Source organism: Bradyrhizobium sp. McL0615 (assembly GCF_049993905.1).
Taxonomy (GTDB): Bacteria; Pseudomonadota; Alphaproteobacteria; order Rhizobiales; family Xanthobacteraceae; genus Bradyrhizobium.
Window position 1 is genome coordinate 8,460,293 of the sequence record NZ_CP188254.1, and the last position, 24,010, is coordinate 8,484,302.

Below are 24,010 nucleotides of genomic sequence, written 5' to 3' on the forward strand. Positions count from 1 at the left end.
AGTTAGCGTTGCGTACAGAGTTGGCTTTTTCGCGCGTGCGGCGCCGCACGACGTTTGTGGCCGCCGTGACCCTTGCGGGCTCGCTTGTGCTTGTACCCGGCAGCGTTTCCGCCGAGGGCCTGTTCGACTTCCTGTTCGGCGGCGTCCAGAAGCAGGCGCGGCAAGCGCCTGCGCAGGCGAACTTCTTCGCCGATCCGTTCGGCACCAATCAGGCAGCCCATCCGGCGCCCGCGCAGCGCGTCGCGGGCTCCGGACCTGCCTTCTGTGTGCGAAGCTGCGACGGCAAATATTTTCCGCTGACCATGCGCGGCAACGTCTCGCCGGTTCAGACCTGCCAGGCGTTCTGCCCGGCAAGCGTCACCAAAGTCTTCTACGGCAGCAACATCGACAGCGCGGCCGCGGGTAACGGCGAGCGCTATGCCGATAGCGAAAACGCTTACGCCTATCGCAAGACTTTGCGCGCCGACTGCACCTGCAACGGCCGAAGTCCGTCCGGGCTGGCGCCCGTCGATCTCGCGCTCGACACCTCGCTGCGCTCCGGCGACGTCGTCGCCACCACCGACGGCCTGGTGGCCTATACCGGCGTTCGCTTAGGCACCGAACAGACGGCGGAGTTCACCCCCGTCGCCTCCTATCCCGGCCTTACAGCCGATGTCCGCGCCCGGCTTGGCGAAATGAAGGTGGCCCCGGTCAGCGCAGAGATGGTCGCGGCCAACGCGCCGCTTCCCGAGACGGGCCGCGACGTCGAACTGCCGACCGCTTCGATACCGAAGACTGCGCCGAAGCCCGCGAAGCGGGCGGAAGTACGCTAGGGCTGACGTCTCTATCGCAGCAGGCCGCCGCTGTAGCGCAAGCCATAAACTTTGACTCCGCCGCGATGAATCTGCTCCTCGCCATGAAACTCGGCGACGTCTCCCGATGACGTGTTGACGTAACGGAAGCTTTCATTCTCGAACTGCGGCGGACCGCGAAACGGACGGTCATCGCCAACAGCCAGCAGCGCCTGGCGCAGGAAGGCGTAGATCGCAAGAAACTCATTGCGGTCGACGACGGTGGGAGCGACGCCACCGGCATAGCTCATCGACCAGATGACACCCTCGCTGGCCTGCATCGTCTCCTGACCGACGAAGAACTTCATTCCGAAATAGATATCCCGGTAGCTCAGATCGCCGGCCCGATATCCAAGTTGCTTGGAGCCTGGAAGCAGCGGTGCCGAAACCGTCGCATCGTCGTCAAGCCCGGCATAGGTCTGGCGCTTGGCGTCGACCAGGAATTCGGAAAGACGAGCAAGCGACGGGTGCATGACCTGAGCCCAGCATCATAGGCGGAGGACCTCGACGGTACACGACAGGGCCCAGACACAAAATATCGAAAACAACCCCATGCAAAGTAGAATGGGCTTGGGGCTTGGGGCTTGGGGCTCGCAGTCTCGCAGCCCGGATGAACGCAGGCGACATCCGGGGCCAATCTCGCACCTTTCCCGGATATCGCCTGCGCTCAACCGGGCTACGGCTACGCGACTGACGTCGGCACTACCGCCCGACGATGACGCCGATCACGTTTGGCGCCGACAGATATTTGTCCTCGATCGCCGCACGCGCCGCGGCGCGGTTTTCCGGCGTCAGCAGGCCGCGCTTCTCGGCCAGGATCATCCAGCAATAGCCCCACCAGTCGGTCAGCATGCCCTGATCGTCGACGAGGTCGTAGCCCTGCTCGGCGGCGAAGATCCGCGCCTGCGCTTCGTCGAGCGCGTCGAGAAAGGCGTGGTCCTCGACCGAAAACAGCTCGTCGCTGAAATCATCCGTGGTGTAACCCCACACCGACATGCAAACCGCGTTGAACTCGCGGTCGATGGCGTCGTCGTCGACGAGCTGGCGGCGCGAGGCCAGGTGCAGGCGCGATAGCGAACGCGCGAAGTCAGCGATGCGGGTGAGAGCGAACTGATCGAGGGCGATAGTGGACATGTAGTCCTCACAAACTCGGATAGACCCTAAATGTTGTGTCGGCGGAGCGCCGAATCACTATGATATATCAAACACTTGCTAAAGTGTTCTTAATTCGTTCCAGTCGCACAGAACAAAAAGACCGAGACTCTCGCCCTTCTGGTAGAGGGCAATTCCGGAGGACCGAGGAATGAGACGGCAAGACATGATCCGACTGGCGATAGAGCTCGGGCGGCCGACGGGGATCATCACTTTCGATCAGCTCAACGAACTGTTGCCGTCAACCACAACCGAGCCCGAAGACATCGAAGCGGTCATGCAAGCGCTAAGCGACCAAGGAATAATCCTCGTCGAGGGTGACCAGTCGAAGCCCGGATGACGTGCAGCAAAACCCGGAGATGGAGATGTGGGCTACCGAAGCGACATTACATCGCCGACAACAGCCTGTCGCCGCAGGTGTTGGCGTAGAACTTTCCACCGCACTGCTGCTTGATCGCCGCACAGCGTGCGGCCGGTGAAGCGCCTTGTGCGACACTGAAGGAGCAGCTCAGGCCGTCGGCGCTCCTGGCGGCCTTGCCGGCGGCGGCGCTGGTCGCGCTGATGCAGACGACCAGCAACGCCGCTGCGGCGATCTCGATTGTCAATCTCATGGCAGGCCTCCGTCCTGGCGGCACGCATTTCGTTGGCGCACACTGGCGCCCCGTCACCAAACCCCGGCGATCGAGCTTTCGTAGCCTGATTATATCACCAAAAGCCGGCCCCCCGTGCCGCGAAATCGGCCCGGTCCTTGCATAAAATAACACCAGCGCAGTGCACAACATAGTCAGGCGTTTGGATTGTCGGGCAAGGCGCGTATCTTTGGTGTGAGTCTCAATCGCAGGGATCGCCGTGTTGCAGGAACAAATCCCAGGAAACCATCCGGCAAACTATCCGGCGCTGGGCCAGCCAATCGACGAGCTGGCGCTGGCCGAGATCAAGGGTGCGATCCTCGCCAAGCTCAGGCTTGCGATCGGCAAGGACGCCGGCATGGCGACCAGGCGGGACTGGTACAAGGCCGCCGCGCTGGCGCTGCGCGACCGTATCGTGCACCGCTGGCTGACGGCCGAGAAGGAGAGCTACGACGCCGGCAGCAAGCGGGTCTATTACCTCTCGCTCGAATTCCTGATCGGCCGGCTGTTCACCGACGCGCTGAACAATATGGGCCTGCTGCCGGTGTTCGAGGCGGCGCTCGGCGATCTCGGCGTCGGCCTTTCCGATTTGCGCAAATGCGAGCCGGATGCGGCGCTCGGCAATGGCGGCCTCGGGCGGCTCGCAGCGTGCTTCATGGAGAGCATGGCGACGCTGGCCATTCCCGCCATCGGCTACGGCATCCGCTACGATTTCGGCCTGTTCCGCCAGATCATTTCGCAGGGCTGGCAGCACGAATATCCGGACGAATGGCTGAGTTTTGGCAACCCCTGGGAATTCCAGCGGGCCGAGGTGGTTTATCACATTCATTTCGGCGGCCATGTCGATCATGTCGACGACCGCGGCCGTGACCGCGCGACGTGGCGGCCGGCGGAAACCGTGCAGGCGCTCGCCTACGACACGCCGATCGTCGGCTGGCGCGGCCAGCACGTCAACGCGCTGCGGCTGTGGTCGGCGCGCTCGCCCGATCCGTTGCGGCTCGACGTCTTCAACACCGGCGATTACCTCGGCGCCGTCGCCGAGGAGGCGCGCGCGGAATCGATCTGCAAATTCCTCTATCCGAACGACGAGAGCCCGGCAGGGCGCGAGCTGCGGCTGCGGCAGGAATATTTCTTCGTCTCGGCTTCGCTGCAGGACCTGATCAAGCGGCACCTCGCTTCCGACGGGCAGTTGCGGAACCTCCCCTCCAAGGTCGCGGTGCAGCTCAACGACACCCATCCGAGTCTTGCCGTCACCGAGCTGATGCGCATCCTGGTCGACCTGCACAATTTCCGCTGGGACGAAGCGTGGAAGCTCACGGTGGAGACGCTGTCCTACACCAATCACACGCTGCTGCCGGAAGCGCTGGAAACCTGGCCGGTCGAACTGTTCGAGCGGCTGTTGCCGCGGCATCTCGAAATCATCTACCGCATCAACGCCGCGCATCTCGCGATGGCCGACGCGCGCTGCCCGGGCGATGTCGATTTCCGCGCCTCGGTCTCGCTGATCGACGAGAAGAGCGGCCGCCGGGTGCGGATGGGCCAGCTTGCCTTCGTCGGCTCGCATCGCATCAACGGCGTCTCGGCGATGCATTCCGACCTGATGAAGGAGACCGTATTCCACGATCTCAACCATCTCTATCCTGGCCGCATCACCAACAAGACCAACGGCATCACCTTCCGCCGCTGGCTGATGCTTGCCAACCCGAAGCTGACCGACCTGATACGCGAGGCCTGCGGTGAGGCCGTGCTCGACGATTTCTCGCTGTTCGAGCGGCTCGAGGCCCGCGCCAGCGACAACGCATTCCAGCAGCGCTTTCGCGAGGTCAAGCATCACAACAAGCTGGCGCTGGCGCGGCTGATCGGCGAACGCCTCAGCATCAAGGTCGATCCGTCGGCGCTGTTCGATATCCAGATCAAGCGCATCCACGAATACAAGCGGCAATTGCTCAACGTCGTCGAGACCGTCGCGCTGTATCAGGCGATCAAGGACGAACCGCAGCGCGACTGGGTGCCGCGGGTAAAAATCTTCGCCGGCAAGGCGGCGGCGAGCTATCGCTACGCCAAGCTGATCATAAAGCTGATCAACGATGTCGCCGAAGCCGTCAACAACGATCCTGATGTCGCCGGACGGCTGAAGGTCGTCTTCCTCGCCGACTACAATGTCAGCCTTGCCGAAGTGATCATTCCGGCCGCCGATCTCTCCGAGCAGATCTCCACCGCCGGCATGGAGGCCTCCGGCACCGGCAATATGAAGCTGGCGCTCAATGGCGCGCTCACCATCGGCACGCTTGACGGCGCCAATATCGAAATCCGCGACCAGGTCGGCGCGGAGAACATCGCGATCTTCGGCATGGAAGCCGGCGACGTCATGGTCCGGCGCAAGCAGGGTCTGGACGCAACGGATGTGATCAGCCGCTCGCCGCGTCTGGCGCGGGCGATTACCGCCATCGAAAGCGGTGCGTTCTCACCCGACGATCCTGCCCGCTTTGCCTCGATCGGCCATTCATTGCGCTATCTCGACCACTACATGGTCTCGGCCGATTTCGATTCTTACTATGAGGCCCAGCGCGGCATCGACGCCCGCTGGCAGGTGGTGCCGGCCTGGACCCGCGCCTCGATCCTCAACGTCGCGCGGATGCCGTGGTTCTCCTCCGACCGCACCATCCGGGAGTATGCCGCGGATATCTGGCACGTCCCGGTGCGTGCAGCCGCGCCGGTGCCGGAGGCCGGCGCCCAGCGCGGGGCCAAGGGCTAGGTCGCGCCCGCATGGGCACGCCCGAAGCCACGCCGATTATCATTCTACCGGGCATGGACGGAACCGGAGAGCTCCTGAGAGCTCTGGCAGATCAAATGGCTTTGCATCGCCCGGTTCAACTGCTCGCGTACCCACGCGACAAACCGCTAAGCTATGCTCAATTGACGACCTACGTCGTTGAACGCGCGCCGAACCGTCCCTTCGTTGTCCTCGGCGAATCTTTTTCCGGACCCATCGCGATAGAGGTTGCGGCCACGGACCCACGCGCCGTTGGACTGGTTCTGGCATCGAGCTTTGCGCGGCACCCGCTACCAGCCCAGTTCGGTGCGTTCACTCGGCTCCTTGACCTCAGGTGGCTACCCAAGCGCATCATTGCGAAAGCCCTGATGGGATCGACAGCGACGCCTGAGCTCACGGCCCGCCTTCAGCAGGTATTGGCGGCCTTGCCTCATGAGATCCTTCAATTTCGTGCCCGCGAAGTGCTTCGCGTAGACAAGCGCAAGCGACTGCGCGAGATCACATGCCCCGTGCTGTGTCTGCATGGGCGTTTTGACTACCTGGTGAACAGGAGACAGGCGAACGAGATCATAACGGCGCAGCCGCGCTGCCAGGTGGATTGGTTCGATTCCTCGCACATGCTCCTGGCAACCCATCCCGAAGCTGCGGTCAAAGCGATCAATCAATTTTGCGAGCACATGGATAAATGAGCGCCTCCAATCCCGCCGTGCGGGAATCCATTACCTCTGACGTCATTGAATTCACGAGATCGACAATGCTACTGCATGTACGCAGTACAAGGGCTGAGATGGACGTGCCGATCGGTGAGTATGTCAGTCCGGATGGGCAGCTGAAATTCCTGGTCACCTGCCCCGATGGTGACTGGACGATCGGCTTCGACGGATTTCCATGGCATACGCATGGAAGCATTCTTGCGGAGTTGTCGGGACAGGATGAGGTCCCTGCCGTCGAACGCTTCCTCGCCGGGTTGATCGGCAACGTCAGTGTGATTGCTTTGACGCGGATTTCAGGCGAACTGACAAGTGTTTGGGTCACGGACGATCCTGAGGAAGCCCTCCGGGATTGCAGAAGATACGGTCAGGCCGACGAGACAATTGAATTTCGGCTCTGGGACGGGACGCCCATAAAGATTTGATGGATCATTATGCTGACAAAAGCCCCTCATCTTTTCGACGACGCCACGCGGGTCACCGCCGGCGATAGCTGCTGGCAGGGCAAGACCAGTCCGGACTACTGGGCCTTTGTCGGCCCGTTCGGCGGTTGCACGGCCGCGACCATCCTGCGCGCGCTGATTGACCATCCGCAGCGAGCGGGCGATCCGCTGTCGCTGACCGTGAATTTCTGCGCGCCGGTCGCCGAAGGTGGCTTCGATCTGGACGTTCGCCTGGTCAAGGCCAACCGTTCGAGCCAGCATTGGTGCGTGGAGATGACGCAAGGCGGCGGTGACGTCGCGACGCTGGCGACTGCCGTGTTCGCCGAGCGCCGCCCGTCCTGGTCGCACCAGCAGGCAGCCTTTCCCGGTGCTGCGCCGTTCGAACAGGCGCGCCGGTTTCCAAACACGCCGATGACGTGGACCCACCAGTATGATTTCCGCTTCGTCGAGGGCGAGCCGAGTTTCTACGGCTCGCCGGCATCGTCGCCGCTCGACGCATACTCCAAGCAGTGGATCGGCGACCATGTGCCGCGAAAGATCGACATGCTGTCGCTGATGTCGATGTCGGATGCGTTCTTCGGCCGGGTGTTTCTGGCGCGCCGGGAATTGATCCCGTTCGGCACGGTGTCGATCACGACGTATTTTCATACGGAGTCCGAGGAACTCGCCGCCGAGGACATCACCCACCTGCTGGCGGTAGCCGACGCCCGGATTTTCCACAGGAGTTACGGCGACCAGCACGGTGAATTGTGGTCGCCGTCGGGGCGGCTGCTGGCGACCACGACGCAGATCGCGTATTTCAAGGCGTAGCGAAATCATCGCGGCGACGGTCTTGTAGGGTGGGCAAAGCGTAGCGTGCCCACCACCGCGAGCACGGCAAGAAATGGTGGGCACGCTTCGCTCTGCCCACCCTACGGAATCGAGAGCTACGCTCATGCCTGACGCCAACGCACCCCGCATCGCCCTGCTCGGCGTCCCCATCGAGATCGGGGCCTCGCAACTTGGAACCTTGATGGGACCGGACGCGCTGCGCACCGCGGGCATTGGCCGCATCCTCGATCAGCTCGGCTTTGCCGTCGAGGACCACGGCAACATGGCCAAGCCTGAAATTGCTCCCGATGAGGGACCACCGCCGGCGAACGCCAAATATTACGACACCATCAAAAACTGGATCCGCGCTCTCAGCGAGCGTTCCTATTCACTGGCAAGCTCCGGCGCCGTTCCGATCTTCATGGGCGGCGACCACTCGCTGTCGATGGGATCGGTGAATGGCGTTGCGCGCTATTGGCAGGAGCAGGGCCGGCCGCTGTTCGTATTGTGGCTCGACGCCCATGCCGATTACAACACGCCGCAGACGACGGAGACCGGCAACATGCACGGCATGTCGGCGGCGTTTCTGTGCGGCGAAGGCGGCCTCGACGGACTGCTCGGCAACCATCCGCGCGCCTCGATCGGCCCCGACCAGCTCGATCTGTTCGGCATCCGCTCGATCGATCCGCTGGAGAAGCAATTGGTGTTCCAGCGACGCGTTTCGATCGCCGACATGCGCGTCATCGACGAATTTGGCGTCGGCGTATTGATACGAAAGATCATCGAGCGCGTGCGGGCGCGGAATGGCGTGCTGCATGTCAGCTTCGATGTCGATTTTCTCGATCCCACCGTCGCGCCCGGCGTCGGCACCACGGTGCCGGGCGGCGCGACCTATCGGGAGGCGCATCTCATCATGGAGTTGCTGCACGACTCGGATCTGGTGCGGTCGGTCGATATCGTCGAGCTCAACCCGTTTCTCGACGAACGCGGCCGCACGGCGCGCGTTGCCGTCGAACTGGTCAGCAGCCTGTTCGGCCTGCAGATCACCGACCGCCGCACGCCGAGCAACGCGGTGTTGCCGGGCAATCCCTGGAGCCGAGACTAGAACGGCGCATTCAGAAGGATGTGTTTCCGCCAACGCGCTCCACCAGATGCGCGCGCGAAGGTGCAGGCTCGAACCGATCGGCAAAATATTGTGTTTCGTTGGCCACCAGTCCGTCGCGGAATTCCATGATGCTCACCGCGTAAGACGGTATGCCGTCATAGCTGAGTACGAATTCGGTGACCCAGAGATCGCCGCCGCCGATAATCCGCCGGACTGTAAAACGCTTCTTGTTCGGCTGGAGAAAGCGGCTCTGTTGAATGTTGTGCCGGCCACGAATTCGCTCGCCCGATTGCGGATAATCGAGCACCGCGTCCTCGCGGTAGATCTCATGTTCGGCGTCGAAATCGTTGGCGTCCGAAGCATCCCAGTGGCGCTGCAACGCCGCCCGCACGGCTCGATCGTCCATCTCAATCTCCGGCTGGCACCCTCGTGAGATCACATCCTACCGCTGATCGAGGGTCATGACGATACGCACAAGGCGACCATTCACGGTCCGCCTTGGCGGATTTCACGATTTTCCTAGACCGTCCTGGGCAAACGCAGCGACACCAGCAGGCCACCGAGTTCTGAGGCTCCGAACTCGACGGTGCCGCCATAGAGCTCGGCAAGCTCGCGCGTAATCGACAGGCCGAAGCCAAAGCCCGGCGCGCTTTCGTCCAGGCGCTCGCCGGGCCGCAAGACTTTTTCGATCTGTTCCGGCCGCAGCCCGGAACCGTCGTCCTCGATAACCAGCCGCGTCATGGCCAGATCCGACATCGCGCGAATGGCGACCTGTCCGCGCGCCCATTTGAACGCGTTCTCCATCAGATTGCCCGCCATCTCGTCGAAATCCTGCGGCTCGCAGGCCACGACCACGTCATCCGATAGCGCGATCATCAGTGCGATCTTCCGTTCGGCATGAACCTTGGTGAGGACGTCGCCGAGATCGCGAATCCGGGGCGCGATCATGGTTTGTGTGCGCACCGGACCGCTCAACACCGCGGCGCGGGCGCGGCCGAGGTGATGCCGGATGCGGCGCTCCATCAGATCGATCATCGGGACAAATTGGTCCGGCTTGGTCCGGTCCGGATTGGAGAGCGAGATCGCCAGTGTCGCCAAGGGGGTTTTCAGACCATGGGCGAGATTGGCGACATGGCGTCGCGCGCGTTCGAGGTTGGCCGCGTTCTGGTCGAGCAGGCCATTGAGTTCGTTCACCAGCGGCTGCACTTCGAGCGGCTGGCGCGACGGCACCCGCTCGCGGCGCCCGGCGCGCACGTCAGCCACCGACTGCCGCAAGCGTTCCAGCGGCCGCAGGCCGAGCCTCACCTGCAACATCATCGCCAGCACCAGCGCGATCCCGAGCGCACCGAGGGAAATCGCGAGCGTCGTCATCGCCTCGCGCAGCGGCCCCCACACCGCGCCGCGCGGTGCCGAGACGACGATAGTGGCCGGCGTCCCCGATACGGTGATCTGCTGGATGCGGTAATGCAGCTGATCGTCGTCCGGTCCCGGGCCGTCGGCCGCCTTCGGGCGATCCTTCGGACGACCGTCCTTCGGCGGGCGATCGCCGCGTGGCGGTGGCGGCGGCCGGGCGGCCATCTCCGCCGCATCGGGTACGTCGAGATCGGCGCCATCCAGCGACTGCGAGCGCAGCGTATTTTTTGGACCCGTCACCTGCCAATACCAGCCGCGCCGCCGACGCTCGAACGGCGGCCCGTCCGCACTGCCCGTCAACGACAATCTGCCGTCATCGCCGGCGCGCAACAGCGACGACAGGAACGTCACCTGGGTATCGAGCCGTTGGTCGATCTGGCCCTGCACGAAGCGATGCAGCGCAAAGCCGACGGCAACGGCGGCGACCACAATCGCCACTGCGATGAACGCCATCGCCGCCAGCAGCAGCCGCCGGCTGAGGGAAGCATGGCGAAACATCAGCCGCCGCCTGACGCCAGGCGATAGCCACGGCCACGCACCGTCTCGATCAGATCATGGCCGATCTTGCGGCGCAGCCGGGCCACGATCACTTCCAGCGAGTTGGAGTCGGTGCCGGCATCGCCTTCGTATACTTTTTCCATCAGTTCGAGGCGATCGACCACCACGTCCTTGCGAAGGATCAGGCATTGCAGCACGCGCCATTCCAGCGCGGTGAGCTTGAGCGGCAATCCGTCCAGCTCAAACACGCCGGTCGGCGCGTCGAGCGATAGCGGTCCACATGTGACGCTCGGCGCGGCGTAGCCGGCCGCGCGCCGCACCAGCGCGCGCAGGCGCATGATCAGTTCCTCGATCCGGAACGGCTTGGTCAGGTAATCGTCGGCCCCGGCCTTGAAGCCATCGACTTTCTCGGTCCAGCCGTCGCGCGCGGTCAGGATCAGTACAGGCAACTGACGCCCGCTCTTGCGCCAGGCCCGCAGCACCGCTGCGCCCGGCATCTTCGGCAGCCCGAGATCGAGCACGGCCACATCGTAAGCCTCGGTATCGCCGAGGTGATGGCCATTCTCGCCGTCAGCCGCGATATCGACGGCAAAATTCTCGCGCCGCAATGCGCCCGCGATCTCCTGCGCGAGCGGTCCGTCGTCCTCCACCAGCAGGACTTTCATGGCGCTTTCCCGGGATTTCCCATGTGCCGTGAGTAAGGAACCTAGCTTAACTCAGCCTGAACGGATCGGTTCAGCGTGGGGACGGGTGGCATCGCTAGATTGCAGGCATCGACTGAAAAGGGAGACCAACGATGTCCGAAACCATCGACAACAACCAACCCAACGCACTGCCGCCGCCCGAGCGCCGGCGTATATCCACCCGGGCGCTAGGCATCGGCGGGGCGATCGCGATTCTGGCCGCGGGCGCAGCGCTGGGCGCCGGCGGCACCAGGCTGGCGCAGAACTGGGATCCGCAGCGCGTGATGTTGCTGCAGCCGGCTGCGATCGGTGACATGCGCGACGACACCCCTGTCGCGGTCAAAGGCGAAGTCACCGACGTCTTCGGCAACAAGTTCGTCATCCAGGACGGTTCCGGCCGCGCGCTGGTCGATACCGGTCCGCGCGGCGAAGACCGCAGGATCGTGACCAAAGGTGAAGCGGTGACCGTTCAGGGCCGATTCGACGGCGGCATCATCCGCGCGCAACTGATCGCGCATCCCGACGGCCGTAACGAGGCGTTTGGGCACGGCCCTAAAGGCGGACCCAAGGAAGGACCCAAGGACGGACCGAAGGGGCCCAAGGGACCGAAGGATGGACCGCGCGCCGATCGCGACGGACCGCCGCCGCCCCCGCCGCGGGACCGCGCTGATCGCGGCCCGCCGCCACCACCGCCCCCGGCCGATCGCGTCGGCCCGGACGGCGACGCCCCTCCGCCGCCGCCCGCGCGATAACGAATCCAATCTCTGAAATCACTCTCGAAAGGACAGCATTCCATGCCAGATCATCAGACCGTCACGGTCGCAGGCAAGGTTACACACATTTTCGGCCATCGTTTCGTCGTGCAGACGGATCGCGAGCCGGTACTCGCCGACATCACGCCGAGAGGACTGGAACAGATTGAGCTGCATCTCGGCGACTACGTCGAACTGTCGGGTGAACAGAAACCGTCGGAGCTGAAGGTCGCGATCTTCACCCGCGACGGTCGCACGGTGACTATCACGCACAAGGAAAAGCACCACGACCATCTCGGCAACGCCGATCCAAAGGTGGCGTTGAACGCTGCCAGAGCCGCTGGCTTCGCAACGCTCGGCGAGCCGCGCCGCAAGCCGAAACACTTTGAGGTGCTGGGCAAACGCGATGCGGCCTTCACCGAACTGCACATCGAACTCGACGGCCATATCCGCAAGATGAAGCCGGTCGATCGCCACGATCCGAAATGGATGCATGCGATCGGAGCGTGAGCAGCTTCACGTAAACGAAAAGGGCGGCTCATGGAGCCGCCCTTTTGATTTGGGTTGTGCTGCGCACGCCCCGGAATGACGCTGACGCGTTACTCCGCCGCGAGCTTGAGGTCCGGCGCGGCGGCGCGGACTTCGGCGTCGACCTGGGCTTCGAACTTGGCAAAGTTCTTCTGGAACATGCCGACCAGCGCGCGCGCGGTCTTGTCGAACTCGGCCTTGTCCTTCCAGGTGTTGACGGGATCGAGGATTTCGCTCGGCACGCCCGGCAGCGCGGTCGGCACGGAGAAGCCGAAATATTTGTCGGTGCGGAATTCGACGTTGCGCAACGAACCGTCGAGTGCCGCGGTGAGCAGCGCGCGCGTCACCTTGATCGGCATCCGGCTGCCGGTGCCGAATTTGCCGCCGGTCCAGCCGGTGTTGACCAGCCAGCAATCGACATTGTGCTTGGCGATCAGCTCACGCAGCATGTTGCCGTAGACGGACGGATCGAGCGGCAGGAACGGCGAGCCGAAGCAGGTGGAGAATTCCGGCTGCGGCTCGTTGCCGAGACCGCGCTCGGTGCCGGCAACCTTGGCGGTGTAGCCGGACAGGAAGTGATACATCGCCTGCGCCGGCGAGAGCTTTGCGATCGGCGGCAGCACGCCGAAGGCGTCGGCGGCCAGCATCACGACGTTCTTCGGTTGACCGGCGCGGCCGGTGCGCGAAGCGTTCGGGATGAACTCGAGCGGATAGGCCGAACGGGTGTTTTCGGTCTTCGAGCCGTCGTCGAAGTCGGGAACGCGAGTGTCTTCATCGAGCACCACGTTTTCCAGCACGGCGCCGAAGCGGTTGCTGGCGGCAAAGATCTGCGGCTCGGCTTCCTTCGACAGCTTGATGCACTTGGCGTAGCAGCCGCCCTCGAAATTGAAGACGCCGTCATTGCCCCAGCCGTGTTCGTCGTCGCCGATCAGCGTACGGTTCGGATCGGCCGACAGCGTGGTCTTGCCGGTGCCTGATAGCCCGAAGAAGATCGCGGTGTCGCCCTTAGGTCCCACATTGGCCGAGCAGTGCATCGGCATTACGCCCTTGGCGGGCAGATAATAGTTCAGCGTGGTGAAGACCGACTTCTTCATCTCGCCGGCATAATAAGACCCGCCGATCAGGACGATCTTGCGGGCGAAATCGATCGCGACGACGTTTTCGGATTTGCAGCCGTGACGTTTCGGATCGGCGCGGAAGCTCGGCAGATCGATGATGGTCAATTCCGGCGCGAAATCGCGCAGGGCCGACGCCTCGGGGCGGATCAGCAGCGTGCGGATGAACAGCGAGTGCCAGGCGAGTTCGGTGAAGACGCGGGTCTTGATCTGGAAGGTCGGATCAGCGCCGCCGTAGAGATCCTGCGCGAACAGCGTCATGCCTTCGGCATGCTTGAGGAAATCGGCATAGAGCGCGGAGAACTGGTCCGCCGTGATCGACTGGTTGCCGGCCCACCACATGTTCTTTTCGGTGGTCGCATCACGAACCGTGAACTTGTCCTTCGGGCTGCGGCCGGTGAACTCACCGGTGTCTGCGCACAACGCGCCGTCGGCCGACAACACAGCCTCGCCCGCCGCAAGTGAATATTGATAAAGCTGCGGCGCACCGAGATTCCAGTGCACCGTTTTGAGATTTTTTAAACCGAATTTATCGGCACCGAAGGCACCGTTGCGTAGACCCGTTTCTTGCACGAAGACTCCTCCTCGAACCCGCGTTACTCAAATCGCGCGCCTGTCGCTTGACGCGCTCTGTCGCGGTGACCCCTGAATATAGCCTTCCGGCCCCGGTCCGGCGACCTAATACTGATGAACGCCCTGCTTGCCAAGCCGATCCATGCGATTTGGTTTATTCGAGCACGGGCGGTTGATCTGCATCAATCGCTTGGTGCAGCGCTTTTCGCTGGTTTGCCGTCGTGGTTGCGCGACCATCCGCCGCTGCCTGGCTTGGGCGAAATTGTTGCGGTGCACAATTGGAAATTTATAACGCGCAGCACACTGATCAGCGCAAACGGCATCCACAACTCCAGATGAGCGTTGCGCAGCGAAGGATAGATCAGGATGGCCTGACGCATCGTGATGACAACGGACGTAACTGTCCACCCGTCGGCAACTACAACGTTAACCGTCGTGGGCGCTGGTCAGTTCTTGGCCCGCGCCTCGCCCGCCAGCCGCACCAGCATCTTGCGCAACGCCATGGCGCTGGCGACCCGCTCCGGGAAATCGAGCCGCAGCGTCGCGCTCCCGGCCTGCATGTCCATACCGTCGGGGTCGCAGCCGGTGCAGCGCCAATCGGCGGGCTCGGCCCCCAGCAGTTGGGTCGCATAGAGATTCATCGCGTCGCGGTGATCCTCGTTCATATGCTCGACCGCGCCCTGCTCCGCTTCCAGCAATTCGGCGGCATCGCCGATATCGGTCAGAAACTGCTCGGGCTTGAGGTCGATGATGCGGCCAAAACCGGCGACCAGATGCAGGCCCGACGGGGCGATTCGAAAGAACGAAAAGTCCTTGAAATTCACAAAGGCTTCGGCGGATCGATGGGCGTTGAGGTAGCGCCGGCGCAGGATTTTCGCGGCCTCCCCGATGGCCTCCTCGGCCCGGCCCGCCAGCATGATTCGCGCACCTTCCAGGGGATCGCCGGCGGCGCGCTCGTCCAGCATCAGCGATACGCGGCCGTCACCGAGAATATTTTTTGTATGCAGCGCGAGCCGCGAAATCAGCAGGATCGGGGAGCCGTCGGCATGGCTGGCGACGTTAACCAGCGAGCAGTAGGGATCGCCGCTTTCGGGCATCAGGGTGGCCAGCGCGCCTTGCCGGCTGCGCCGGAGCAGCGAACGGGCGAGTTTGGAAGCATCAAAATTAGCGTTCGGCTGCATGGTTATTTTCCGGGCCATCTTATTGCAAAAAAGGCCTTTTCTCGGCCAGAGGGGGTGCTATACGGGATGCGGTGCATCTCCGCAGGAGCGTTTTGCGGAACTCGGTCACACTTCAGCCCAGCTTGCATTGCTCGTTGACCGTGTACGAAGCCCATTTATACGGCGTTTGGCTCGATTGCCCGCCGTTTAAGCCACTCTCTTATTCGAAAGCAGGCTCATGCCCACAATCGCCCTGGTCGATGATGACCGCAACATTCTCACTTCCGTGTCGATCGCGCTCGAAGCCGAAGGCTATCGCATCATGACCTACACGGATGGTGCCTCGGCGCTGGATGGCTTCCGCACCTCGCCGCCAGATCTCGCGATCCTCGACATCAAGATGCCGCGCATGGACGGCATGGAAACGCTACGCCGGCTGCGGCAGAAGTCCGATCTGCCGGTGATCTTCCTGACCTCCAAGGATGAAGAGATCGACGAATTGTTCGGCCTCAAGATGGGCGCCGACGATTTCATCCGCAAGCCGTTCTCGCAACGCCTGCTGGTCGAACGCGTCAAGGCCGTGCTCCGCCGCGGCCAGCCCAAGGATCCGACCGCCGTGCCGAAGGAGCCGGACGCGCGCGCGCTCGACCGCGGCCTGTTGCGGATGGATCCGGAACGTCACACCTGCACCTGGAAGAACGAGCCGGTGACGCTGACGGTGACGGAATTCCTGATCCTGCAGGCGCTCGCGACCCGGCCCGGGGTGGTGAAAAGCCGCAACGCGCTGATGGACGCCGCCTATGACGATCAGGTCTATGTCGACGACCGCACCATCGACAGCCACATCAAGCGGCTGCGCAAGAAGTTCAAGGTGGTCGACGACGACTTCGAGATGATCGAGACGCTGTACGGCGTCGGCTATCGCTTCAAGGAAGCCTGATCTGCGTTTTCCGGGCGGAAGTGCCGACCGACACATCCGCCCGTTCGGCGCAGAAGCGTTAAGAATTACAAAACGGCGCATCACAACCGGCAGCTCGACCATTGCTAGATCGAACGCAGTCCGATCCCAGCCTGAACCACGAGGATGCTTCGGAGCTCCCCGAGCGGGATCGCGTTGCCGACGATAATGCGGGCGGGAAGGGTTGGCGGCGACCGCTCGGCTGGTTGCGCCGGGCCGGCCAATTCTTCTTCGCGCTCTCCTTCTCCAGCCTCACGCGCCGGATCGTCTCGCTCAATCTGGCGGGCCTGGTCGCGCTGGTGGCGAGCATTCTCTATCTCTCGCAGTTCCGCGCCGGCCTGATCGACGCGCGCGCGCAGAGCCTGCTGGTGCAGGCGGAAATCATCGCCGGCGCGATTGCCGCCTCCGCCACCGTTGAAACCAACACCATCACCATCGATCCGGACCGCCTGCTCGATCTGAAGCCCGGCGAAAGCTACGGCGCGCCGGACGAATCCTCAGGGCTGGATTTTCCGATCAATCCGGAGCGTGTCGCGCCGGTGCTGCGGCGGCTGATCTCGCCAACCAAAACGCGTGCGCGCATCTATGGCGGCGACGGCGGCATGATCCTCGACAGCCGCAGTCTTTACGGCCGCGGCGACGTGCTGCGTTTCGAACTGCCGCCGCCGTCGACGGAGAAGCCCGGCTTTGTCGAGCGCGCCACGATCTCGATTCGCACCTGGCTCAATCGCGGCGACCTGCCGCTCTACCGCGAACTCGGCCCCGAGAACGGCAAGGGCTATCAGGAAATCGTGCAGGCGCTCGACGGCGTCAAAAGCAGCATGGTGCGGGTCAACGACCGCGGCGAGGTGATCGTCTCGGTCGCGGTTCCCGTGCAGCGGTTCCGCGCCGTGCACGGCGCGCTGATGCTTTCGACGCAGGGCGACGACATCGACCAGATGGTGACCGCCGAACGGCTGGCGATCCTGAAGGTCGGCGGCGTCGCCTCCGCGGTCATGATCGTGCTGTCGCTCCTGCTGGCCAGCACGATCGCGGGTCCGGTGCGGCGGCTGGCCGACGGCGCCGAGCGCGTCCGCCGGCGCATCCAGACCCGCGTCGAGATTCCGGATTTCACCCGCCGCCGCGACGAGATCGGCCATCTCTCCGGCGCGCTGCGCGACATGACGAATGCGCTCTATAGCCGCATCGAGGCGATCGAGATGTTCGCCGCCGACGTCGCCCATGAATTGAAGAATCCGCTGACCTCGCTGCGGTCGGCGGTGGAAACGCTGCCGCTGGCGCGCAACGACACCAGCCGCGCGCGCCTGCTCGAGGTGATCGAGCACGACGTCAAGCGGCTCGACCGGCTGATCTCGGACATTTCCGACGCCAGCCGCCTCGATGCCGAATTGCAGCGCCAGGACATGGCGCCGGTCGATATGCGCCGGCTGCTGACGACGCTGACCTCCGTCGCCAACGAGACCCGGCTGGGTCATGACGTCGCCGTCGAGACGCGCTTCGAGGGGCGCGACACATTCTCGGTGCCGGGCCATGATTCCCGGCTGGGGCAGGTGATCTCCAATTTGCTGTCCAACGCGCAATCGTTCTCGACGTCCGGCGGGAAGGTGCGCGTGACCTGCCGTCGCGTGCGCTCGGAAATCGAAATCGTCGTCGATGACGACGGGCCGGGCATCGGCGAGGATGCGCTGGAACGCATCTTCGAGCGCTTCTACACCGACCGGCCGCATCAGGGCTTTGGCCAGAACTCCGGACTGGGCCTGTCGATCTCAAAACAAATCATCGAAGCGCATAACGGACGGATCTGGGCGGAAAATCGCCACGGCGCGGCCGATGCCGACGGCAGGCCGACGGTGGTCGGCGCGCGCTTCGTGGTTCGGCTGCCAGCGCCATGATGACGCAGGGCGGGAGCGTGCACGCCTCCGCCGTGCTGGTGGGCGACCGCGCCGTGCTGATCCGCGGGCCATCGGGCGCCGGCAAGTCGCGGCTGGCCTTCGATCTGATTCTCGCCGGACGCGCCGGACAGCTTCCGCAGGCCGTTCTGGTGGGCGATGACCGTGTCCATCTCGACACAGTGGCCGAACAATTGTGGGTCCGCCCGGCGCCGGAACTGGCCGGCCTGATCGAGATCCGGGGCCTCGGAATCCGCCGCTGCGACTTCGCCATTAAGGCTATTGTCGGCATTGTGGTCGATCTGGCGGCCAACGATGCGGATCGGCTGCCGCCGCCGGAAGCACTCTCGATTCGCTTAAACGGTGTTTTTTTACCGCGAATCCCTATTGGAATCGGTTATGAACCCCTTCCCCTGATTGCAGCCGCGCTGACGACAACCGTCGGTTCAGGTTCCGTCCAACCTTTGGATGATTGCTCGAAGGGAATTGGTAACCATATAAGCCCCAATATCGCCACTGATTAAACCGGCACAGGCCTCACTGTTTACCGCCAAGTACTGGAACAATAGCCAAGATGCCCTCTTGCGCGGGGCCTCTGGATGGTGAAAGTGGCGCGTTCGTGCGGTGCACCAAAAAGCACCCGCGAGGAGTTTCCGATGATTGGTCTAGTGCTTGTGACCCATGGGCGCCTTGCCGACGAGTTCAAGGCGGCGCTCGAACATGTCATGGGTCCGCAAAAACAAATTGAAGCCATCACGATTGGAGCCGAGGACGACTCGGATCTGTGTCGAAGCGATATCATCGAAGCGGTGAATCGCGTCGACAGTGGTGACGGTGTCGCCATCCTCACCGACATGTTCGGCGGCACGCCTTCCAACCTCGCGATTTCGTGTATGAGCCGTCCCAAGGTGGAAGTGCTCGCAGGCATCAATCTTCCCATGCTGGTGAAGTTGGCCAAGGTGCGGGAAGAGCGTTCGCTTCCCGATGCCATCGCCATGGCCCAGGAAGCCGGTCGCAAATACGTGACCATCGCCAGCCGCGTGCTCGCCGGCAAATGAGCGACGAGGCCGCGCCCGAAAAGGAACTCGGGCCGAGCGTGCCTTCAGGCGCCATTTCGCGGGAACTTCTCATCATCAACAAACGCGGCCTGCACGCGCGGGCCTCGGCGAAATTCGTGCAGATGGTCGAAAAGTTCAACGCCGAGGTCTGGGTGACGCGCGGCAACGAGACCGTCGGCGGCACCTCGATCATGGGTCTGATGATGCTGGCGGCGGGACCGGGAACCTCGGTTACGGTCTCCGCGGTCGGCCCCGAGGCGCAGGCCGCCGTCGATGCCATCGCAGCCCTGGTCGCCGACAAGTTCAACGAAGAAGGCGTGTGATACTGTTCAGCTCCCTCGCCCCGCTCTTGCGGGGAGAGGGTCGGGGTGAGGGGCTCTCTCCGCGAAGTTGGTGCGAGTTGATAGACCTGTACCCCCTCACCCGGATTGCTTCGCAATCCGACCTCTCCCCGCAAGCGGGGCGAGGTTAAGACCAGAGCCACCTCACATCTGTCAAAACGGGTTCGTGACAATCCCGCCGTCGACGCGAAGCGCGGCGCCGTTGGTGGCGCTGGAGGCTTTTGAGCAGACGTAGCAGATCAGGTTGGCGATCTCTTCCGGCTTGGCGTAGCGCTGCAGCAGCGACGCCGGGCGGCGCTCGGTGAAGGTGCGCTGGACGAGATCGTCGACGGTGGTGCCGGCAGCCTCGGCGCGCGCGGCCAGACGGACCGGCGCCATCTCGACCCAGGTCGGACCGGGCATTACCGAATTGACGGTCACGTTGGTGCCTTTGGTCGTCTCCGCCGCGCCGCGCGCGATGACGAGCTGCGCCGACTTCGAGAAGCCGTAATGCACCATCTCCTTCGGGATATAGACGCCGGACTCGCTGGAGACGAACACGACGCGGCCCCAGTCCTTGTTATCCAGCATCCGCTTCAAATAATGCCGCGTCAGCCGGACCCCGCTCATCACATTGACTTCGAACATCCTGGTCCAATCGGTGTCCTCGATGTCGAAAAAACCCTTCGGCTCGTAGATGCCGAGGTTGTTGACGAGGATGTCGACGTCGGGGAACTGCTTCACCAGCGCAGCGCAGCCCGCGGCAGCGCCGAGATCGAACACAGCGGCATGCACCTTGGCCGACGGCGCGGCCCCTTGAACTTTCGCCACAGCCTCGCTGACCGCCGCCTTGTCGCGCCCGTTGACGATCACCTCTGCGCCCATTTGCGCAAGCCCGATGGCGGTCGCGAGCCCGATGCCGCGGGTCGAACCGGTGACGAGCGCCGTCTTGTCTGTCAGATCGATATCCATGCGTTACCCCCTTCGAGTTTCTTGTTGGCTGCTTCTATTTGGCCGGCGGCACGATGAAGATATTCCAGGCCGTCGCGGGGCCGGGGTGACCCAGGAAGAATCGCCGGGTGGTCATCACCATGCGCTCGCCATTGGCGGCATGGGCTTTCATCCACGCCTCGCATTCTTCGAACTTCCAGTGGCCGGGTTCACAGATGCCGATGAAGCCCGAGCGCTTCGCCTCATCGAGCGAGGTCAGACCCGACGACCATGGCTCGTTCGGCGTGAGCGGCGCCGGATGATCAGGGCTATAGAAGGTCATGGGCTGGCCGGTATCCATATAGGCCACGACCACCGGCCAGCGTGAATAAAAGCGCGTGTGCCAGGCTTCCGTCAGCCCGCGGGCGAGTTCGGAACGCGCCCGGTAGGTTGCGCCAGCCGTGCGCTTTTCACCCAGTTCATAGGCGACGATCCTTGGCGAGGCCGCCAGCACGACAAGTGAAATCACCAGCCAGGTCGCCGTCAGGTTCAACAGCGCGATTTTCCGGACCCGCACCGCTGGAATCGCGATCAGCGCGAGCGGCACCAGGAAGAACAGCGGAATGCCCCAGTCGGTCTTGATGTAGACGTGGAATATCAGGGCGCCGAGCGGCGGTCCGACGGCGACGATCGCCTGGACGATCCAGACATTGAGCGCCTGGGACATGTTCACGCTCGCATTGGCGCCGCGCGCCAGGAACGGAAACGGCGTCAAACGGAACGGCCGCCAGAACAGCGCGATCGCGCCAAGCACCACCGGCAACGCCAGCAGCGCCAGATTATGCAGGACATAGCCGAGCGCGAGATCGTCGATCTGCGCGCGGTCGGTGAGGGAGTAGGTATCGCCGGCATAGGTGAGCGGGACGAAGTCGACCTGCTTCAACCACATCAAATGCGGCAGCATCGCCACCACGAGCGTGGCAATCGCGACCCACGGCGCCGGCGAACGCAGGAATTGCAACCGCTGCGGATGGATCAGCGCGGCCAGGCCGACGGCGCCGATCATGGTCAGCACCCAGTATTTGGTCATCAGCGCCAGCGCACCGGCCAGCCCGAGCCACACCCCGGATTTGATGCTGCGTTTCTCGAACGCGTCGAGATAGGCCAGCACGACAAGCGGCAGCGTCACGAGCTGCAGCAGGTCCGGATTGTATTTGAATCCCTTGAAGTTGAAGATCGGATAGAGCGCGAGCATCACCACGACGAAAAACGCGCGGCGGCGGTCGACCACGCGCAACGCCAACAGCCAGCAGATCACGAGGGCGCAACCGAGCGTCGCCATCGCCAGCGCATAGGTCGCCCAGTCGGTAACCGGAAAGAGCATGAACCAGACGCCGGCGACCCATCCGGACAGCGGCGGGTGCTTGCCATAGCCGAGCAGGAACTTCTGCCCCCAGGCGTAGGCCTCCGCAACGTCCATATGGACGTCCTGCCCGGTCTTCAGATTGACCAGAATCAGTGTCCACAGCGCGGCGTGGACCACGGCAAAGCCGGTGACCAGCCACAGGCCGGCCTTGGGATCGCTGGCGAGCGAGGCCAGCCACGCGGCCAGCCGCCGGACGGAGGGAATGCGCTTTGAGCGCGCAGATGCTGACGAAACGGAGGTACTCGACATGCCCCCGTGCGTAGCGCGTTTTCAGCGCAAGTGAAATCGGCTTGGCGTGAAGAATCCCCCTTAGAATACAGCAATATGGTTGCCGCACGGGGATGTGAATGCTATCCCGCGCCCCATGACAACTGCCCCCATTTCCAACATCCGCAACTTCTCCATCGTCGCCCATATCGACCATGGCAAATCGACGCTGGCCGACCGCCTGATCCAGATGACCGGGGGCCTGACCGATCGCGAAATGGCGGGCAAGGAACAAGTGCTCGATTCCATGGATATCGAGCGCGAGCGCGGCATCACCATCAAGGCACAGACGGTGCGGCTGAACTACCGCGCCAAGGACGGCAAGGATTACATCTTCAACCTGATGGACACGCCCGGCCATGTCGACTTCGCCTACGAAGTCTCGCGGTCGCTGGCGGCCTGCGAGGGATCGCTGCTGGTGGTCGACGCCAGCCAGGGCGTCGAAGCGCAGACGCTCGCCAACGTCTACCACGCGCTCGATGCGGGCCATGAGATCGTACCCGTTCTCAACAAGGTCGATCTGCCCGCGGCCGAGCCCGAGAAGATCAGGCAGCAGATCGAGGACGTGATCGGCATCGACGCCTCCGACGCCGTGATGATCTCGGCCAAGACCGGCCTCGGCGTGCCCGACGTGCTGGAAGCCATCGTCACGCGGCTGCCGCCGCCGAAGGGAGACCGCACCGCGACGCTCAAGGCACTGCTGGTGGATAGCTGGTACGACGTCTATCTCGGCGTCGTCGTGCTCATTCGCGTGGTCGACGGCGTGATGAAGAAGGGTGGCCGTATCCGCATGATGGGCACCAGCGCGGCCTATGATGTCGAGCGCGTCGGCTTCTTCACGCCGAAGATGACGCAGGTCGACAAACTCGGCCCCGGCGAGATCGGCTTCATCACCGCGGCGATCAAGGAAGTCGCCGACACCCGCGTCGGCGACACCATCACCGACGACCGCAAGCCGGTCACGGAGATGCTGCCGGGCTTCAAGCCGGCGATCCCGGTGGTGTTCTGCGGCCTGTTCCCGGTGGATGCCGACGACTTCGAGACGCTGCGCGCGGCGATGGGCAAATTGCGCCTCAACGACGCCAGCTTCTCGTTCGAGATGGAAACCTCCGCCGCTTTGGGCTTTGGCTTCCGCTGCGGCTTCCTCGGGCTGTTGCACCTGGAAATCATCCAGGAGCGGCTGTCGCGCGAGTTCGACCTCAATCTGATCGCGACGGCGCCTAGCGTGATCTACAGGATGCACCTGACCGACGGCCAGGAGATCGAGATCCACAATCCCGTCGACATGCCGGACGTGGTCAAGATCGCCGAAATCCATGAGCCGTGGATCGAAGCCACGATCCTCACACCCGACGAATATCTCGGCAGTGTCCTGAAGCTGTGCCAGGACCGGCGCGGCTCGCAGAAGGAGCTGACCTACATCGGCGCCCGCGCGATGGTGAAATACGATCTGCCGCTCAACGAAGTGGTGTTCGATTTCTACGATCGCCTGAAATCAGTCTCGAAGGGCTACGCCTCGTTCGACTATCACCTGACCGACTACAAGCCGGCAGATCTCGTCAAGATGCAGATCCTCGTCAACAACGAGCCGGTCGATGCGCTGTCGATGCTGGTGCACCGGACCCGCGCAGAAGGGCGCGGCCGCGCCATGGTCGAGAAGATGAGGGAACTGATCCCGCCGCACATGTTCCAGATCCCGATTCAGGCCGCGATCGGCGGCAAGATCATCGCCCGCGAAACCGTCCGAGCGCTGCGCAAGGACGTCACGGCGAAGTGCTACGGCGGCGACATCACGCGCAAACGAAAACTTCTGGAGAAGCAGAAGGAAGGCAAGAAGAAGATGCGGCAGTTCGGCAAGGTCGACATCCCGCAGGAAGCGTTCATTGCCGCGCTGAAGGTGGATAGCTGAGGGCGCCTCGCTAACAACCAAGATTTGTAGGGTGGGCAAAGCGAAGCGTGCCCACCGTCTTGCGGCGAGGTCGGTGATG

The 24,010-nt window shown here is 63.3% G+C and carries 26 protein-coding genes; 16 read left to right on the forward strand and 10 right to left on the reverse strand.

Translation table 11 applies throughout. The features are described 5' to 3' along the window. Positions 1-8 precede the first annotated feature (8 nt). The gene (locus tag ACPPVP_RS40795; RefSeq protein ID WP_426529412.1) at positions 9-812 is read left to right on the forward strand and encodes a DUF2865 domain-containing protein; all 804 of its coding nucleotides are present in this window, start codon (positions 9-11) and stop codon (positions 810-812) included. 11 nt (positions 813-823) lie between these two features. Here ACPPVP_RS40795 and ACPPVP_RS40800 read toward each other — a convergent pair whose 3' ends face one another. Together ACPPVP_RS40800 and ACPPVP_RS40805 are read right to left on the reverse strand one after the other, a co-directional pair. Further along, positions 824-1,303 carry a DUF5680 domain-containing protein gene (locus ACPPVP_RS40800; protein WP_426529414.1) on the reverse strand — a complete coding sequence of 160 codons (480 nt, stop codon included), beginning with the start codon at positions 1,301-1,303 and terminating at the stop codon, positions 824-826. Between the two features lie 229 nt (positions 1,304-1,532). Continuing rightward, on the reverse strand, positions 1,533-1,964 hold the full coding sequence (locus ACPPVP_RS40805; protein ID WP_426529416.1) for a hypothetical protein: 432 nt from the start codon (positions 1,962-1,964) through the stop codon (positions 1,533-1,535). A 169-nt stretch (positions 1,965-2,133) separates the two neighbouring features. Here ACPPVP_RS40805 and ACPPVP_RS40810 point away from each other — a divergent pair, with 169 nt between their 5' ends. Next, a complete protein-coding gene (locus ACPPVP_RS40810; RefSeq protein ID WP_426529418.1) occupies positions 2,134-2,322 on the forward strand; it encodes an RNA polymerase sigma factor region1.1 domain-containing protein in 189 nt (62 codons plus the stop codon). Positions 2,323-2,368: 46 nt separating this feature from the next. On the opposite strand, the gene ACPPVP_RS40815 is transcribed toward ACPPVP_RS40810, so the two are convergent. After that, positions 2,369-2,593: a hypothetical protein gene (locus tag ACPPVP_RS40815; RefSeq protein ID WP_426529420.1), complete on the reverse strand. Its 225-nt coding sequence runs from the start codon at positions 2,591-2,593 to the stop codon at positions 2,369-2,371. 232 nt (positions 2,594-2,825) lie between these two features. Between ACPPVP_RS40815 and ACPPVP_RS40820 the strand changes: the two genes are divergently transcribed. The 5 genes from ACPPVP_RS40820 to rocF all read left to right on the forward strand — a co-directional run bounded on the left by ACPPVP_RS40820 (position 2,826) and on the right by rocF (position 8,452). Next, positions 2,826-5,366 carry a glycogen/starch/alpha-glucan phosphorylase gene (locus ACPPVP_RS40820; RefSeq protein ID WP_426538328.1) on the forward strand — a complete coding sequence of 847 codons (2,541 nt, stop codon included), beginning with the start codon at positions 2,826-2,828 and terminating at the stop codon, positions 5,364-5,366. A gap of 11 nt (positions 5,367-5,377) precedes the next feature. Beyond that, positions 5,378-6,073 (forward strand): alpha/beta fold hydrolase, encoded by a 696-nt coding sequence (locus ACPPVP_RS40825; RefSeq protein WP_426529422.1) that lies wholly within the window; start codon positions 5,378-5,380, stop codon positions 6,071-6,073. 98 nt (positions 6,074-6,171) lie between these two features. Next, on the forward strand, positions 6,172-6,519 hold the full coding sequence (locus ACPPVP_RS40830; RefSeq protein ID WP_426529424.1) for a hypothetical protein: 348 nt from the start codon (positions 6,172-6,174) through the stop codon (positions 6,517-6,519). Between the two features lie 9 nt (positions 6,520-6,528). Further along, a complete protein-coding gene (locus ACPPVP_RS40835) occupies positions 6,529-7,347 on the forward strand; it encodes an acyl-CoA thioesterase (RefSeq protein ID WP_426529426.1) in 819 nt (272 codons plus the stop codon). A 124-nt stretch (positions 7,348-7,471) separates the two neighbouring features. Next, entirely contained in the window at positions 7,472-8,452 is a 981-nt protein-coding gene (gene rocF, locus ACPPVP_RS40840; protein WP_426529428.1) for an arginase, read from the forward strand. A gap of 10 nt (positions 8,453-8,462) precedes the next feature. Here the strand turns inward: rocF and ACPPVP_RS40845 are convergent, their stop codons facing one another. The 3 genes from ACPPVP_RS40845 to ACPPVP_RS40855 form a co-directional block, all read right to left on the reverse strand. Beyond that, the gene (locus tag ACPPVP_RS40845) at positions 8,463-8,858 is read right to left on the reverse strand and encodes a nuclear transport factor 2 family protein (RefSeq protein ID WP_426529430.1); all 396 of its coding nucleotides are present in this window, start codon (positions 8,856-8,858) and stop codon (positions 8,463-8,465) included. Positions 8,859-8,971: 113 nt separating this feature from the next. Continuing rightward, a complete protein-coding gene (locus ACPPVP_RS40850) occupies positions 8,972-10,363 on the reverse strand; it encodes a sensor histidine kinase (protein ID WP_426529432.1) in 1,392 nt (463 codons plus the stop codon). After that, positions 10,363-11,028 carry a response regulator gene (locus ACPPVP_RS40855; protein WP_426529434.1) on the reverse strand — a complete coding sequence of 222 codons (666 nt, stop codon included), beginning with the start codon at positions 11,026-11,028 and terminating at the stop codon, positions 10,363-10,365. The genes ACPPVP_RS40850 and ACPPVP_RS40855 overlap by 1 nt, the downstream gene beginning before the upstream one ends. A 131-nt stretch (positions 11,029-11,159) precedes the next feature. Here ACPPVP_RS40855 and ACPPVP_RS40860 point away from each other — a divergent pair, with 131 nt between their 5' ends. Then, positions 11,160-11,798: a hypothetical protein gene (locus tag ACPPVP_RS40860; RefSeq protein ID WP_426529436.1), complete on the forward strand. Its 639-nt coding sequence runs from the start codon at positions 11,160-11,162 to the stop codon at positions 11,796-11,798. Positions 11,799-11,840: 42 nt separating this feature from the next. Then, the gene (locus tag ACPPVP_RS40865) at positions 11,841-12,308 is read left to right on the forward strand and encodes a hypothetical protein (protein WP_426529438.1); all 468 of its coding nucleotides are present in this window, start codon (positions 11,841-11,843) and stop codon (positions 12,306-12,308) included. An 89-nt stretch (positions 12,309-12,397) separates the two neighbouring features. Here the strand turns inward: ACPPVP_RS40865 and ACPPVP_RS40870 are convergent, their stop codons facing one another. Beyond that, positions 12,398-14,014 (reverse strand): phosphoenolpyruvate carboxykinase, encoded by a 1,617-nt coding sequence (locus ACPPVP_RS40870; RefSeq protein ID WP_426529440.1) that lies wholly within the window; start codon positions 14,012-14,014, stop codon positions 12,398-12,400. A gap of 114 nt (positions 14,015-14,128) precedes the next feature. On the opposite strand from ACPPVP_RS40870, the gene ACPPVP_RS40875 reads away from it, so the two are divergent. Further along, complete coding sequence (locus tag ACPPVP_RS40875) at positions 14,129-14,353, forward strand: hypothetical protein (protein WP_426529442.1); 225 nt, start codon at positions 14,129-14,131, stop codon at positions 14,351-14,353. A 107-nt stretch (positions 14,354-14,460) separates the two neighbouring features. Here ACPPVP_RS40875 and ACPPVP_RS40880 read toward each other — a convergent pair whose 3' ends face one another. Beyond that, entirely contained in the window at positions 14,461-15,195 is a 735-nt protein-coding gene (locus tag ACPPVP_RS40880) for a HugZ family protein (RefSeq protein ID WP_426529444.1), read from the reverse strand. A 217-nt stretch (positions 15,196-15,412) separates the two neighbouring features. Here ACPPVP_RS40880 and ACPPVP_RS40885 point away from each other — a divergent pair, with 217 nt between their 5' ends. The 5 genes from ACPPVP_RS40885 to ACPPVP_RS40905 all read left to right on the forward strand — a co-directional run bounded on the left by ACPPVP_RS40885 (position 15,413) and on the right by ACPPVP_RS40905 (position 19,402). Further along, positions 15,413-16,114: a response regulator transcription factor gene (locus tag ACPPVP_RS40885; RefSeq protein ID WP_027541437.1), complete on the forward strand. Its 702-nt coding sequence runs from the start codon at positions 15,413-15,415 to the stop codon at positions 16,112-16,114. A 101-nt stretch (positions 16,115-16,215) separates the two neighbouring features. Further along, a complete protein-coding gene (locus ACPPVP_RS40890; protein WP_426529446.1) occupies positions 16,216-18,024 on the forward strand; it encodes a stimulus-sensing domain-containing protein in 1,809 nt (602 codons plus the stop codon). Then, positions 18,024-18,545, forward strand: a complete 522-nt coding sequence (locus ACPPVP_RS40895) for an HPr kinase/phosphorylase (RefSeq protein ID WP_426538330.1) — start codon at positions 18,024-18,026, stop codon at positions 18,543-18,545. Before ACPPVP_RS40890 ends, ACPPVP_RS40895 begins: the two co-directional genes overlap by 1 nt. Before the next feature lie 132 nt (positions 18,546-18,677). Continuing rightward, positions 18,678-19,079: a PTS sugar transporter subunit IIA gene (locus ACPPVP_RS40900; RefSeq protein WP_024339151.1), complete on the forward strand. Its 402-nt coding sequence runs from the start codon at positions 18,678-18,680 to the stop codon at positions 19,077-19,079. Continuing rightward, complete coding sequence (locus tag ACPPVP_RS40905; RefSeq protein WP_426529448.1) at positions 19,076-19,402, forward strand: HPr family phosphocarrier protein; 327 nt, start codon at positions 19,076-19,078, stop codon at positions 19,400-19,402. Before ACPPVP_RS40900 ends, ACPPVP_RS40905 begins: the two co-directional genes overlap by 4 nt. A 171-nt stretch (positions 19,403-19,573) precedes the next feature. On the opposite strand, the gene ACPPVP_RS40910 is transcribed toward ACPPVP_RS40905, so the two are convergent. Both ACPPVP_RS40910 and ACPPVP_RS40915 read right to left on the reverse strand, forming a co-directional pair. Continuing rightward, on the reverse strand, positions 19,574-20,371 hold the full coding sequence (locus ACPPVP_RS40910; RefSeq protein ID WP_426529450.1) for an SDR family NAD(P)-dependent oxidoreductase: 798 nt from the start codon (positions 20,369-20,371) through the stop codon (positions 19,574-19,576). A 34-nt stretch (positions 20,372-20,405) separates the two neighbouring features. Further along, the gene (locus ACPPVP_RS40915) at positions 20,406-22,004 is read right to left on the reverse strand and encodes a glycosyltransferase family 39 protein (protein WP_426529452.1); all 1,599 of its coding nucleotides are present in this window, start codon (positions 22,002-22,004) and stop codon (positions 20,406-20,408) included. Between the two features lie 115 nt (positions 22,005-22,119). On the opposite strand from ACPPVP_RS40915, the gene lepA reads away from it, so the two are divergent. Next, on the forward strand, positions 22,120-23,931 hold the full coding sequence (gene lepA / locus ACPPVP_RS40920; protein WP_426529454.1) for a translation elongation factor 4: 1,812 nt from the start codon (positions 22,120-22,122) through the stop codon (positions 23,929-23,931). Positions 23,932-24,010 lie beyond the last annotated feature (79 nt).